The 12,453-nt window shown below is 72.8% G+C and carries 12 protein-coding genes; 10 read left to right on the top strand and 2 right to left on the bottom strand.

Translation table 11 applies throughout. The annotated features are described in order from the left end of the window. Positions 1-2 precede the first annotated feature (2 nt). Positions 3-791, bottom strand: coding sequence for an alpha/beta fold hydrolase (locus tag ACGFSH_RS25845; RefSeq protein ID WP_393352666.1), 789 nt, complete (start codon positions 789-791; stop codon positions 3-5). A 38-nt stretch (positions 792-829) separates the two neighbouring features. Beyond that, complete coding sequence (locus ACGFSH_RS25840; RefSeq protein WP_393352663.1) at positions 830-1,168, bottom strand: DUF427 domain-containing protein; 339 nt, start codon at positions 1,166-1,168, stop codon at positions 830-832. Between the two features lie 50 nt (positions 1,169-1,218). Between ACGFSH_RS25840 and ACGFSH_RS25835 the strand changes: the two genes are divergently transcribed. The 10 genes from ACGFSH_RS25835 to ACGFSH_RS25790 all read left to right on the top strand — a co-directional run bounded on the left by ACGFSH_RS25835 (position 1,219) and on the right by ACGFSH_RS25790 (position 12,419). Continuing rightward, positions 1,219-1,758, top strand: coding sequence for a TIGR00730 family Rossman fold protein (locus tag ACGFSH_RS25835; RefSeq protein WP_393352661.1), 540 nt, complete (start codon positions 1,219-1,221; stop codon positions 1,756-1,758). Positions 1,759-1,785: 27 nt separating this feature from the next. Further along, a complete protein-coding gene (locus ACGFSH_RS25830) occupies positions 1,786-2,475 on the top strand; it encodes an SDR family oxidoreductase (protein WP_393352659.1) in 690 nt (229 codons plus the stop codon). Positions 2,476-2,546: 71 nt separating this feature from the next. Beyond that, the gene (locus ACGFSH_RS25825) at positions 2,547-3,548 is read left to right on the top strand and encodes a methionine synthase (protein WP_393352657.1); all 1,002 of its coding nucleotides are present in this window, start codon (positions 2,547-2,549) and stop codon (positions 3,546-3,548) included. A 15-nt stretch (positions 3,549-3,563) separates the two neighbouring features. Then, positions 3,564-5,756 carry an NAD-dependent DNA ligase LigA gene (gene ligA, locus ACGFSH_RS25820; RefSeq protein ID WP_393352655.1) on the top strand — a complete coding sequence of 731 codons (2,193 nt, stop codon included), beginning with the start codon at positions 3,564-3,566 and terminating at the stop codon, positions 5,754-5,756. A gap of 270 nt (positions 5,757-6,026) precedes the next feature. Then, a complete protein-coding gene (locus ACGFSH_RS25815; protein WP_393352653.1) occupies positions 6,027-8,273 on the top strand; it encodes a putative bifunctional diguanylate cyclase/phosphodiesterase in 2,247 nt (748 codons plus the stop codon). A gap of 156 nt (positions 8,274-8,429) precedes the next feature. Further along, on the top strand, positions 8,430-8,726 hold the full coding sequence (gene gatC / locus ACGFSH_RS25810; RefSeq protein ID WP_007384860.1) for an Asp-tRNA(Asn)/Glu-tRNA(Gln) amidotransferase subunit GatC: 297 nt from the start codon (positions 8,430-8,432) through the stop codon (positions 8,724-8,726). 5 nt (positions 8,727-8,731) lie between these two features. Then, positions 8,732-10,234 (top strand): Asp-tRNA(Asn)/Glu-tRNA(Gln) amidotransferase subunit GatA, encoded by a 1,503-nt coding sequence (gatA, locus tag ACGFSH_RS25805; protein WP_393352651.1) that lies wholly within the window; start codon positions 8,732-8,734, stop codon positions 10,232-10,234. After that, entirely contained in the window at positions 10,231-10,470 is a 240-nt protein-coding gene (locus tag ACGFSH_RS25800) for a hypothetical protein (protein WP_020131415.1), read from the top strand. Before gatA ends, ACGFSH_RS25800 begins: the two co-directional genes overlap by 4 nt. Before the next feature lie 15 nt (positions 10,471-10,485). Then, the gene (gene gatB / locus ACGFSH_RS25795; RefSeq protein ID WP_393352648.1) at positions 10,486-12,000 is read left to right on the top strand and encodes an Asp-tRNA(Asn)/Glu-tRNA(Gln) amidotransferase subunit GatB; all 1,515 of its coding nucleotides are present in this window, start codon (positions 10,486-10,488) and stop codon (positions 11,998-12,000) included. Between the two features lie 89 nt (positions 12,001-12,089). Then, positions 12,090-12,419, top strand: a complete 330-nt coding sequence (locus tag ACGFSH_RS25790) for a hypothetical protein (RefSeq protein WP_393352646.1) — start codon at positions 12,090-12,092, stop codon at positions 12,417-12,419. Positions 12,420-12,453 lie beyond the last annotated feature (34 nt).

Genomic DNA, 12,453 nt, shown 5'->3' with positions numbered 1-12,453 from the left:
CGTCAGTCCCCGCGGCCTCCGAGGAACTCCGCCAGCACCGGCGCGAGGAGGGCCGGGTCGACCATGTGGGTCTGGCCCTCCAGCGTCCGGTACACGCCGTCCGGGACCGCTTCCGCGACCGTGCGCACGGCCTCCCGCAGCCACGGCGGACTGGCCCCGCCCGCCAGGGCCAGCACCGGTACGCCGACCGACGCCAGCCGCTCCCTCGGCGGCCGCCCGTCGCCCATGACCGCGTCGTCGTAGGCCAGGGTCGGCGCGACGGCCTCCATGCCCGCCCACATGGGCGAGCGGCGGGCCCCCTGGATCATCTCCTCGGCCAGTCCCGTCAGCCGCAGGAACAGCTCGACGGCGTCCCCGCGCCGGCCTTGCGCGAGCGCCTCGGTGAGGTTCGCGGTGTACTGCGCGCGTGCCCGCGCGGCCTCCTCGTCCAGGGCGAACGGCGTCTCGTACACGGCCGCCCGGCTCACCGGCAGCCCGGCGGCCGCCGCCTCCAGCACCAGCGCGCCGCCCGACGAGACGCCGTACAGGGCGGCCTCGCCGCCCACCGCCTCGATCAGCGCCGCCAGGTCCTCGACCTCGCGCTCCACCGCGTACGGAGCCGTGTCACCGCTCTCGCCGCGGCCCCGGCGGTCGTAGCGCACGGCCGTGAAGCCGTCCGCGAGCAGGGCGGCCAGGGGCGCCATGGTGCCGCCCGTGGACATCGCCCCGCTCACCAGGATGACCGCGGGGCCCCGGCCGGTGCTCTCGTACGCGAGTTCGGTGCCGTCGCGGGAAACAGTCTTCTTGTCCATGCTCATGCAGACTGCCGCACGGCACGGCACTCATCGGCCTACGACACCTCCGCCGGCGCGACTTCCACTTCGTAGAAGCACAGATGGTCCTTGATCTCGGCGACGTCCGGCTTCGGATCGGGGTAGGACCACACCAGGTCGGCCGCGTCCGGGAGCGACCAGTAGGACGCCGTGCCCTTGAACGGGCAGTACGTGTGGGTGTCGGAAGGGGTCAGGAGGTCGAGCCGCACGTCCTCGGCGGGGATGTAGTACCGCACGGGACAGCCGGTCTCGCGCAGGGCGAGCGCCCGGCGGGTCTCGGCGAGCACCCGGTCTCCGTGGACGGCCCTGACGCGCCGGCCGTCCCGCTCGATCGTGATCGTGTGTCCGTTGGCCATACCGGAACAGCACACGCGGGCCCCCGGTTCTTCCCGCGTACCGTGGCCGCATGCGTATCTGCGTCTTCCTCTCCGCCGCCGACCTCGACGACCGCTACACCGGGCCCGCGCGCGAGTTCGCCGCACTCCTCGGCAAGGGCGGCCACACCCTGGTGTGGGGCGGCTCGGACGTCGGCCTGATGAAGGTCGTCGCCGACGGCGTGCAGGAGGCCGGCGGGAGGCTGTGCGGGGTGTCCGTGGGCTTCCTCGCGGCCACCGCGCGGGCCGGGGCCGACGAGATGGTCATCGCGGCCGACCTCGCCGAGCGGAAGCGACTGCTGCTGGAGAAGTCCGACGCCGTGGTGATCATGGTGGGCGGCACCGGGACCCTCGACGAGGCGACCGAGATCCTGGAGCTGAAGAAGCACGGACACACCGACAAGCCGGTCGTGCTGCTCAACACCGCCGGCTTCTACGACGGCCTCAAGGAGCAGTTCCGCCGCATGGAGGACGAGGGCTTCCTGCCCGTGCCCCTCACCGACCTGGTGTTCTTCGCCGAGGAGCCGGTGGGCGCGCTCGCCTGCCTGGAGGAGAGCCAGGGCATCGAGTGACCCGGCGGTGATGCGAGCATGGCGGACATGGCTACTCATGTGATCACCGGAGCGGGCTCCGGCATCGGCGCGGCCGTCGCCCGCCGTCTGCACGCGCGCGGGGACGACCTCGTGCTGCACGCGCGCGACGCGGGCCGCGCGAAGGAGCTGGCGGCGCTCTTCCCCGGGGCGCGCACGCTCGTCGGCGACCTGGCCGACCCCGACAAGCTGAGCTGGGCCTTCTCCCACCAGACGCTTCCCGGCCGGGTCGACTCCCTGCTGCACGTCGCCGGAGTCGTCGACCTCGGACCCGTCGGCGACCTGACCCCGAAGTCCTGGCGCCACCAGCTCAACGTCAACCTGATCGCCCCCGCCGAGCTGACCCGGCACTTCCTGCCCCAGCTGCGCGCCGCCCGCGGCCACGTCCTCTTCGTGAACTCCGGGGCGGGCCTGCGGGCGAGCGCCGAATGGTCCGCCTACGCCGCCTCCAAGCACGGCCTGAAGGCCCTCGCGGACTCCCTGCGCCAGGAGGAGCACGGCAACGGCGTCCGCGTCACCTCCGTCTACCCCGGCCGCACCGCCAGCCCCATGCAGGCCAAGGTCCACCAGCAGGAGGGCAAGGAGTACGACCCGGCGGAGTGGATCGACCCCGAGTCGGTGGCGACGACGATCCTCATGGCGCTCGACCTGCCCAGGGACGCGGAGGTCAACGACCTCACGGTGCGCCCGGGAAGCTGAGGCCGGCTCCGCGCGCGGGAGGCCGGTTCCCGGTGGGCGGACGGGCCGGCGCGGCTACGTAGGCTTCACCCGTGAACGCACACTTCAGTTTCGGCCCCGCCACCGGCGTCGGCTCCCTGCCGGGCGGGGACGCCCGCGAGGCCGCCCGGACCGTCACCGGGTCCTTCGAGGACTTCCCGCACCTGCCCGAACTGCCCGCCCGCGGCCCCGGAGCGGACATGATCGGCCGCACCGCCGGGATGCTCGTCGAGCTGTACGCGCGCGTGGAGCCCAGCGGCTGGCGCATCGGGGACCGGCCCGGCCGGGACACCAGACGGGCGCGGTCCTGGCTGGGGGAGGACCTCGACGCGCTGGAGGAGTTCACCCAGGGCTACGAGGGGCAGGTCAAGGTGCAGGCGGTCGGGCCCTGGACGCTCGCCGCCGCGCTGGAGCTGAGGAACGGCGAGGCCGCCCTCTCCGACCCCGGCGCCTGCCGCGACCTCGCCGGCTCCCTCGCCGAAGGCCTGCGCCTGCACCTCGACGAGGTGCGGCGGCGCGTCCCCGGCGCCGACGTCGTCCTCCAGCTCGACGAACCCTCCCTCACCGCCGTCCTGCGCGGCCACGTCCGCAGCGCCAGCGGCTACCGCACCCACCGCGCGGTGGACCGGCAGATCGTGGAGGGCGCGCTGCGCGACGTCGCCGCAGTGAACGGCGAGGGGCCCGTCGTCGTCCACTCGTGCGCGCCGGACGTCCCGTTCGCCCTGCTGCGCCGGGCCGGAGCGGCGGCCGTCTCCTTCGACTTCTCGCTCCTCACCGAGCGTGACGACGACGCGATCGGGGAGGCCGTCGAGGCGGGCACCCGGCTCTTCGCCGGTGTCGTGCCGGGCGTGGACACCCCGTTGTCGGACCCTGCCGGTAGCGTCAGGGGTGTCAGGACGCTGTGGCGCAGGCTGGGACTGCGACCGGGGCTGCTCGCGGAGGCGGTCACGCTCACGCCGTCGTGCGGACTCGCGGGGGCCTCTCCCGCGTACGCCCGCCAGGCCCTCGCCCACTGCGTCCGGGCGGCGAGATCCCTCGCGGACAACCCTGAGTAACGGGAGGACGACACGGTGGCCGGCGACAGGCAAGCGGAGACGACGGTGCCCTCGGAGGCACGGGAGCAGCACGCGCAGCTCGCTGAGCAGATCGAGGAGCACCGCTTCCGGTACTACGTGAAGGACGCTCCCGTCATCAGCGACGCGGAGTTCGACCGGCTCCTGCGCGCGCTGGAGGCGCTGGAGGAGCGGTACCACGGGCTGCGCACGCCCGACTCGCCGACCCAGAAGGTCGCGGGCGCGTACGAGACGGAGTTCACGGCCGTCCAGCACCGGGAGCGGATGCTCTCGCTGGACAACGCCTTCGACGACCTGGAGCTGGCCGCCTGGGCCGAGCGCGTCCACAAGGACGTCGGCTCGCTCACCCACCACTTCCTGTGCGAGCTGAAGGTCGACGGCCTTGCCGTCAACCTCACCTACGAGAAGGGCCGTCTCACGCGCGCGGCGACCCGCGGCGACGGCCGCACGGGCGAGGACATCACGCCCAACGTGCGCACCATCGCGGACATCCCCGACCGTCTCACGGGTGACGGGGTGCCGTCCCTGGTGGAGATCCGCGGCGAGGTCTACTTCCCGATGGAGAAGTTCGAGGAGCTCAACGCCCGTCTGGTCGAGGCCGGCGACAAGCCCTTCGCCAACCCGCGCAACGCGGCGGCCGGTTCGCTGCGCCAGAAGGACCCGCGCGTCACCGCGTCCCGTCCGCTGCACATGGTCGTGCACGGCATCGGAGCCCTGGAGGGCTACGAGGGCCTCGGCCGGCTCTCCGAGGCCTACGACCTGCTCAAGACGTGGGGCCTGCCCACCTCCCGGCACAACAAGGTCGTCGACGACCTCGACGGCGTACGGGAGTTCATCGCCTACTTCGGCGAGAACCGGCACTCGGTGGAGCACGAGATCGACGGCGTGGTCGTCAAGCTCGACGAGATCCGGCTCCAGGGCCGGCTCGGCTCCACGGCCCGGGCGCCCCGGTGGGCGATCGCCTACAAGTACGCGCCGGAGGAGGTCAACACCAAGCTCGTCGACATCAAGGTGGGCGTCGGCCGCACCGGCCGCGTCACCCCCTACGCCCAGGTGGAGCCGGTGACGGTGGCCGGCTCCGAGGTCGAGTTCGCCACCCTGCACAACCAGGACGTCGTCAAGGCCAAGGGCGTCCTGATCGGCGACACCGTGGTGCTGCGCAAGGCGGGTGACGTGATCCCGGAGATCCTCGGCCCCGTCGTCGACCTGCGCGACGGCGACGAGCGCGAGTTCGTGATGCCGTCCGAGTGCCCCGAGTGCGGTACGGCGCTGCGGCCGATGAAGGAGGGCGACGTCGACCTGCGCTGCCCCAACGCCCGCGGCTGTCCGGCCCAGTTGCGCGAGCGGTTGTTCTATCTGGCGGGCCGCAAGGCCCTGGACATCGAGCACTTCGGGTACGTGGCCGCGGCCGCCCTCACCAAGCCGCTGGAGCCCGCGCAGCCGCCGCTGGCGGACGAGGGCGACCTGTTCGACCTCACCGTCGACCGCCTGCTGCCCATCCGGGCGTACGTCCTCGACCAGGACAGCGGACTGCCCAAGCGGGATCCGAAGACCGGCGAGGAGAAGATCGCCACCGTCTTCGCCAACCAGTCGGGCGAGCCCCGCAAGAACGCGCTTGCCATGCTCGACAACATCGCCGCCGCCAAGGAACGCCCGCTGGCGCGCATCCTCACCGGCCTGTCGATCCGCCATGTCGGACCGGTCGCGGCGGAGGCGCTGGCCCGTGAGTTCCGCTCGATCGAGCGCATCGAGCGGGCCACCGAGGAGGAGCTCGCGGCGACCGACGGCGTCGGCGCGATCATCGCCGCCTCCCTGAAGGAGTGGTTCGCCGAGGAGTGGCACCAGGAGATCCTGCGCAAGTGGAAGGCGGCCGGCGTCCGCATGGAGGAGGAGGGCTCCGCCGGCGACGACGGGCCGCGCCCCCTCGAAGGGCTCACCGTCGTCGTCACCGGCACCCTCGAACACTTCACCCGGGACGGCGCCAAGGACGCCCTCCAGAGCCGCGGGGCCAAGGTCACCGGTTCGGTCTCGAAGAAGACGTCGTTCGTCGTCGTGGGTGACAGCCCCGGATCGAAGTACGACAAGGCGGTGCAGCTGAAGGTTCCGGTCCTCGACGAGGACGGCTTCACCGTCCTGCTGGAACGCGGCCCCGAGGCGGCCTCCGAAGCGGCCCTGCCCGTCGAGGAGTAGCGCCCGGCGGCGGTTGAAGGCCACCCGATCGGCGCATACCAGATGCATACGGGTGGCCGGGGCGCATTCGGGCAACCGCCGACGACCGCTGCCCGTGGAAGCCTTCTGCGGCCTACTGTTGAGGCGTGCGCCCTGCCGTGCCCAGCTGCGGCCGGGGCATCCCTCTGCTCCAGGCGGGCAGAAGGAAGGGTTTTCCAACGCGGCGCCGCCCGGGATCGCCGGGCAACGGGCCGCGTGGCGTGGGCACCGCCGGCTGTGAGAGGGACGGGAATGGAACCGACCGAGAGCGCCGCCCCGGACGCGACGGTGCGCCGACGCGGGGTCGCCGGCGTCTGGTGGGGGAGCTGGTGGGCGGAGCGCTCCGGAGGGCGACCCGGCGCGGAGGCGTTCGTACCGCACACCGAGCCGCACTCCACGCTGGACGCGCGCGCCCTCGTCCAGCCGCCTCCCGGTCTGCCCGGCGGCGCCGCGTCCGACCGGCACCTGTCCTGGCCCGCACTGCCCGCGGCCGTCGTCGGCGCGGCCGCCTTCGCCCTCGGCGCGGGCTTCTACCGCGCCTTCACCGACGGCCACGCCCTCTTCCCGTGCGGCACGGCCGGCTGGGCGCTGGCCGTCCTCGCCGGCGTCATCGTCGGACATCTGGTCCTGCTCGGCCGCGCCCGCTGGTGGGGCGGCACCGGCTCCGGCGCCGCCCTCACCCTCGCCGTGCTGCTGCTGTACGGCTGGGTGCCCGCCGGGATGGTCAGCCTCACCGTCGTCGTGCTGGTCGGCATAGCCCGGCGCCACCGCTGGCGGCAGGGCGTCCTGCACGGCGCGGTGGACGTCCTCGGCATCGGGGCGGGCGCGCTCCTGCTGGCCGCCTGCGGGCGGATACCGTCCGTGGAGCACCCCTGGGCCCCGGACACCTGGACGCTCTACACCGCCCCGCAGGTCGTCCTGGTGGCCGTCGCCTACCTCGCCGTCACCCGCGTCCTGCTCTGGTACCTGCACGCGCCGCGCGTCGGCGGACTGCCGACCGTCGCCCGCACCGCCCTGGTCCGACAGGGTCTGCTGGCGGTCGCCCTGCTGGGCATCGCCCCCCTGATCTGCGTGGTGGCCCTGGCCAAGCCCGTCCTGCTGCCGCTGTTCGCGATCCCGCTCATCGCCCTCGACTCCACCCTGTGGATAGCGCGCGCCCGCGCCGAGGAGCAACTGCGCGACCCGCTGACCGGACTGCCGAACCGTCAGTGGCTGCTGGAGCGCATCTGGACCGCCCTGGACGACGCCGAGCGCATCGGCGCCCGGGCCGCCCTGATGCTGATCGACCTCGACCGCTTCCGCTCCGTCAACGACACTCTCGGCCATCTCGCCGGGGACCGGCTGCTGCTCCAGATCGCCGACCGGCTGCGCGTCGCCCTCCCGCGCGGGGCCGAGGTCGCGCGGCTCGGCGGGGACGAGTTCGCCGTCTTACTGCCCGTCGCGGACTCCACCACCTCCGCGAGCCGGATCGCCCGCGCCCTGGTCGCCGACCTCGGCTCGCCGCTCGACCTCGACGGCCTCACCCTCGTGCTGGAGGCCAGCGCCGGGGTCGCCGTCTTCCCCGACCACGCGCTCGACGCCGAGGGCCTGCTGCGCCGGGCCGACGTGGCGATGTACCAGGCCAAACGGGACCGGACCGGGGTCGAGGTGTACGAGTCCAAGCGCGACTCCAACACCCCCGACCGGCTCGGTCTGCTGGGCGACCTGCGGCGCGCCCTGGACGCGCACGAGGTCGAGCTGCACTACCAGCCCAAGGTCCGCTTCGACGGGCAGGTGGCGGGCCTGGAGGCCCTGGTCCGCTGGGTGCACCCGGAGCGCGGCAAGGTGCCGCCGGACGAGTTCATAGCGATCGCCGAGTCGTCCGGGCTGATGCCCCACCTGACGGAGTACGTGCTGGACACCGCGCTCGCCCAGGTCGCCCGGTGGCGGGCCCAGGGACTGTTCGTGCCGGTCGCGGTGAACGTCTCGCCCCGCGACGTCCACACGCCCGGGTTCGCCGGGTCCGTGGCCGCGCGCCTGGCCCGGCACGGTGTGCCCGCGGGCGCGCTCCAGCTGGAGATCACCGAGCACGTCCTGCTGGAGGACCCGCAGCGAGCCGCCGACACCCTCAACGCGCTGACCGGCCACGGCGTGAAGATGTCCCTGGACGATTTCGGGACCGGCTACTCCTCCCTGGTCCACCTGCGCCGGCTGCCGGTGAGCGAGCTGAAGATCGACCGCTCCTTCGTGGCCCGGCTGGCCGTGGACGCCGAGGACGCCGAGATCGTGCGCTGCACCCTCGACCTGGCGCACTCCCTCGGGCTGCTGGTGGTCGCCGAGGGCGTCGAGGACGACGAGACCTGGGAGCGCCTGCGCGACCTGGGCTGCGACGCGGTGCAGGGCTGGCTGGTGGCCGCCGCGATGCCCCCGGAGGAGACGACGGCCTGGCTGCGCGCCCGCGGTTCACGCGGCTGGCAGCGCCCGGCGGCGGCGCTGCCCGCGGCGGCCTCCGACGAGTGACCCGCCGGGCCGCCCGCCCGCCGGCGCGGCCCCGTGCCGGCGCCCCCACCCGGGTCCCGCCGCCCCCGGGCGAAACCGCGTCACGGCCACCGCCGCCCGCCCCATAGGATTGGCCCCAAAACCACACTCACCCACCCCACCCCAGAGGAACGCTGCATGCCTGGCATCACGCGCGAGGAGGTCGCCCACCTCGCCCGGCTGGCGCGTCTGGAGCTGAAGCCCGAAGAGCTCGAACACTTCGCGGGACAGCTGGACGACATCATCGGCGCGGTCGCCCGCGTCAGCGAGGTCGCCGACCAAGACGTACCGCCGACCTCGCACCCGCTCCCGCTGACCAACGTCATGCGGGCGGACGAGGTCCGTCCGTCGCTCACCCCCGAGCAGGCGCTCTCCGGCGCCCCGGCCCAGGAGCAGCAGCGTTTCAAGGTGCCGCAGATCCTGGGGGAGGACTAACCGCCATGACGGACAACGTCGCCATCATCAAGCTCACCGCCGCCGAGACCGCCGCGCGGATCGCCTCCGGCGCGCTCACGGCCGTCCAGGTCACCGAGGCGCACCTGGCGCGCATCGAGGCCGTCGACGAGAAGGTGCACGCCTTCCTGCACGTCGACCGCGAGGGCGCCCTCGCGCAGGCCCGCGCCGTCGACGAGAAGCGGGAACGCGGCGAGAAGCTCGGCCCCCTCGCCGGCGTCCCGCTCGCGCTCAAGGACATCTTCACCACCGAGGGCATCCCGACGACCGTCGGCTCGAAGATCCTCGAAGGCTGGATCCCGCCGTACGACGCCACGCTCACCAAGCGGCTGAAGGCCGCCGACGTGGTCATCCTCGGCAAGACCAACATGGACGAGTTCGCCATGGGGTCCTCCACCGAGAACAGCGCCTACGGCCCGACCGGCAACCCCTGGGACCTGACCAAGATCCCCGGCGGCTCCGGCGGCGGTTCGTCCGCCGCGCTGGCCGCGCACATGGCGCCGCTGGCCATCGGCACCGACACCGGCGGCTCGATCCGCCAGCCGGCCGCCGTCACCGGCACGGTCGGCGTCAAGCCGACGTACGGCGCGGTCTCCCGTTACGGCATGGTCGCCTTCTCGTCCTCGCTCGACCAGGGCGGCCCCTGCGCCCGCACGGTCCTGGACGCGGCGCTGCTGCACGAGGTCATCGCCGGCCACGACCCGCTGGACTCCACGTCGATCGACGCGCCCGTCCCGCCGGTCGTCGAGGCCGCCCGCAACGGCAGCGTCGACGGCATGCGCGTCGGCGTCGTCAAGCAGTTCCGCGGCGAGGGCTACCAGGCCGGCGTCATCCAGCGCTTCGACGAGTCCGTCGCACTGCTGAAGGAGCTGGGCGCCGAGATCGTCGAGCTGGACTGCCCGTCCTTCGACCTCGCCCTGTCGGCGTACTACCTGATCGCGCCGTCCGAGTGCTCGTCCAACCTGGCCCGCTTCGACGGTCTGCGCTACGGCCTGCGGGTCGGCGACGACGGCACCCGCTCGGCCGAGGACGTCACCTCCCTCACCCGGGAGGCGGGCTTCGGCGCCGAGGTCAAGCGCCGCATCATGCTCGGCACGTACGCCCTGTCGAGCGGCTACTACGACGCCTACTACGGCTCCGCCCAGAAGGTCCGCACGCTCATCACGCGCGACTTCGAGAAGGCCTTCGGGCAGGTCGACGTGATCGTCTCGCCGACGACCCCGACCACCGCCTTCGCGATCGGCGAGCGCGCCGACGACCCGATGGCGATGTACCTGGCCGACCTGTGCACCATCCCGACCAACCTCGCGGGCAACTCGGCCATGTCGCTGCCCTGCGGCCTCGCCCCGGAGGACGGCCTCCCGGTCGGTCTGCAGATCATCGCCCCGGCGCTGAAGGACGACCGGCTGTACAAGGTCGGCGCCGCCATCGAGGCCGCCTTCGTGGAAAGGTGGGGGCACCCGCTTCTCGAGGAGGCTCCGTCGCTGTGAGCGCACTGAACAAGGCCAAGGGCTTCAAGAAGTCCAAGTCCGGTACGTACCTGTCCATCGCCGGGACCGCGTTCGGCGCGTTCGGCGTCGCCAAGCGGCTCAAGAAGGCCCGTGCCGAGAAGGACACGCTCGTCCTGATCGACGCCACCGTGTCCGCCGTCGCCATCGTCACCGGCCTCGCCATCCTGTACCGCGAGCTGAAGCGGCTGGGCGACGACGACGTCCTGCTGGGCTGAGAGGGAAGTTTCACCGTGACCACCACGACCGACCTGGTGTCGTACGAGGACGCACTCGCGTCGTACGACCCCGTCATGGGCCTCGAGGTCCATGTCGAACTCGGCACCAAGACGAAGATGTTCTGCGGCTGTTCGACCGAGCTGGGCGCCGAGCCCAACTCGCAGACCTGCCCCACCTGCCTCGGCATGCCCGGCGCGCTCCCGGTCGTCAACGCGATCGGCATCGAGTCGGCGATCAAGATCGGTCTCGCGCTGAACTGCGAGATCGCCGAGTGGTGCCGCTTCGCCCGGAAGAACTACTTCTATCCGGACATGCCGAAGAACTTCCAGACCTCCCAGTACGACGAGCCGATCGCCTTCGACGGTTACCTCGACGTGCAGCTGGAGGACGGCGAGACCTTCCGGGTGCAGATCGAGCGCGCCCACATGGAGGAGGACACCGGCAAGTCGACGCACGTCGGCGGCGCCACCGGCCGCATCCACGGCGCGTCCCACTCGCTGCTGGACTACAACCGGGCCGGCATCCCGCTCATCGAGATCGTCACCAAGCCGATCGAGGGCGCCGGCGAGCGCGCCCCCGAGGTCGCCCGCGCCTACGTGCGCGAGCTGCGCGAGGTCATCAAGGCGCTCGGCGTCTCGGAGGCCCGCATGGAGATGGGCCAGATGCGCTGCGACGTCAACCTGTCGCTGCGTCCGCACGGCCGGGAGAAGTTCGGCACGCGCTCCGAGACGAAGAACGTGAACTCGCTGCGGTCCGTGGAGCGCGCGGCCCGGTTCGAGATCATGCGGCACGCGGCCGTCCTGAACGGCGGCGGCACGATCGTCCAGGAGACCCGCCACTTCCACGAGGACACCGGGTCGACGACCTCGGGCCGCGTGAAGGAGGAGGCCGAGGACTACCGGTACTTCCCGGAGCCCGACCTCGTGCCGGTCGTCCCGTCCCGCGAGTGGGTCGAGGAGATCCGCGCCGGGCTGCCGGAGCTGCCGCTGGCCCGCCGCAACCGTCTGGTCGCGGAGTGGGGCATCTCGGCCACCGACATGCAGTCGATCCTGAACGCCGGCGCGCTTGACCTGATCGTCGCCACCATCGACGCCGGGGCCGACGCGGCCTCGGCCCGCAAGTGGTGGATGGGCGAACTGGCCCGCAGCGCCAACGAGTCGGGCGTCGCGCTCGACGAGCTGGCCATCACGCCGCAGCAGGTCGCCCGGGTCGCCGAGCTGGTGCTCACGGGCGACCTGAACGACAAGCTGGCCCGTCAGGTCATCGAGGGCGTCCTCGCGGGCGAGGGCGGCCCGGACGAGGTCGTCGACAAGCGCGGCCTGAAGGTCGTCTCCGACGACTCGGCGCTCGGCACGGCCGTCGACGAGGCCATCGCCGGCAACCCGGGCATCGCCGACAAGATCCGCGGCGGCAAGGTCGCCGCCGCCGGAGCGCTGGTCGGCGCGGTGATGAAGGCCACCCGGGGCCAGGCCGACGCCGCCCGCGTCAAGGAGCTGATCCTGGAGAAGCTGGGCGTCACCGAGGGCTGAGACCCGCGGCGGTCAAGAAGAGAGGGGTGTGCCGGGACCGGCGCACCCCTCTCCGCCGTCCGCGGCGCGACGCGCTACGCTCGCCCGCCATGAGCGCACGAACCGACTCCGAACCCCACAGCGGCATAGAGGACCCGGACGAGGTACGGGACCCGGACGAGGAGTACGGCGCCGAGGACGCCCGCAAAGCCCGCTGGACGGCGACCGCCACCGGCGCCCTGCTCACCCTCGCCGGACTCGCCGCCTCCCTCATGCGCCTCACCCGCTCCGCCCCGGCCCTCGTCCCGGCGGCCTACGCCCTCGGCGCCGCCGTCTGCGCCGTCGCCGCGTTCCTCGGCTCCCGGGGCCGCACCCGGCGCGCCCTGTGGCTGCTCGTGGCGGGCGTCACCGTGATGGCGTTCGGCGACCAGGCCGACTGACCTCCCCCGACAGCGGGGGCGTCGTTGTCCTGTG

This window comes from Streptomyces sp. NPDC048481 (assembly GCF_043200075.1).
In the GTDB taxonomy this organism is placed as follows: Bacteria; Actinomycetota; Actinomycetes; order Streptomycetales; family Streptomycetaceae; genus Streptomyces.
The sequence above is the reverse complement of the archived record's forward strand: the minus strand, read 5'-3'. Positions and strand labels throughout refer to the sequence as shown.

Coding starts and splice junctions, on each gene's coding strand:
- ACGFSH_RS25845 (WP_393352666.1), bottom strand. CDS start 791: ATGGACAAGAAGACTGTTTCCCGCGACGGCACCGAACTCGCGTACGAG.
- ACGFSH_RS25840 (WP_393352663.1), bottom strand. CDS start 1,168: ATGGCCAACGGACACACGATCACGATCGAGCGGGACGGCCGGCGCGTC.
- ACGFSH_RS25790 (WP_393352646.1), top strand. CDS start 12,090: ATGAGCGCACGAACCGACTCCGAACCCCACAGCGGCATAGAGGACCCG.
- ACGFSH_RS25815 (WP_393352653.1), top strand. CDS start 6,027: ATGGAACCGACCGAGAGCGCCGCCCCGGACGCGACGGTGCGCCGACGC.
- ACGFSH_RS25830 (WP_393352659.1), top strand. CDS start 1,786: ATGGCTACTCATGTGATCACCGGAGCGGGCTCCGGCATCGGCGCGGCC.
- ACGFSH_RS25835 (WP_393352661.1), top strand. CDS start 1,219: ATGCGTATCTGCGTCTTCCTCTCCGCCGCCGACCTCGACGACCGCTAC.
- gatC (WP_007384860.1), top strand. CDS start 8,430: ATGCCTGGCATCACGCGCGAGGAGGTCGCCCACCTCGCCCGGCTGGCG.
- gatA (WP_393352651.1), top strand. CDS start 8,732: ATGACGGACAACGTCGCCATCATCAAGCTCACCGCCGCCGAGACCGCC.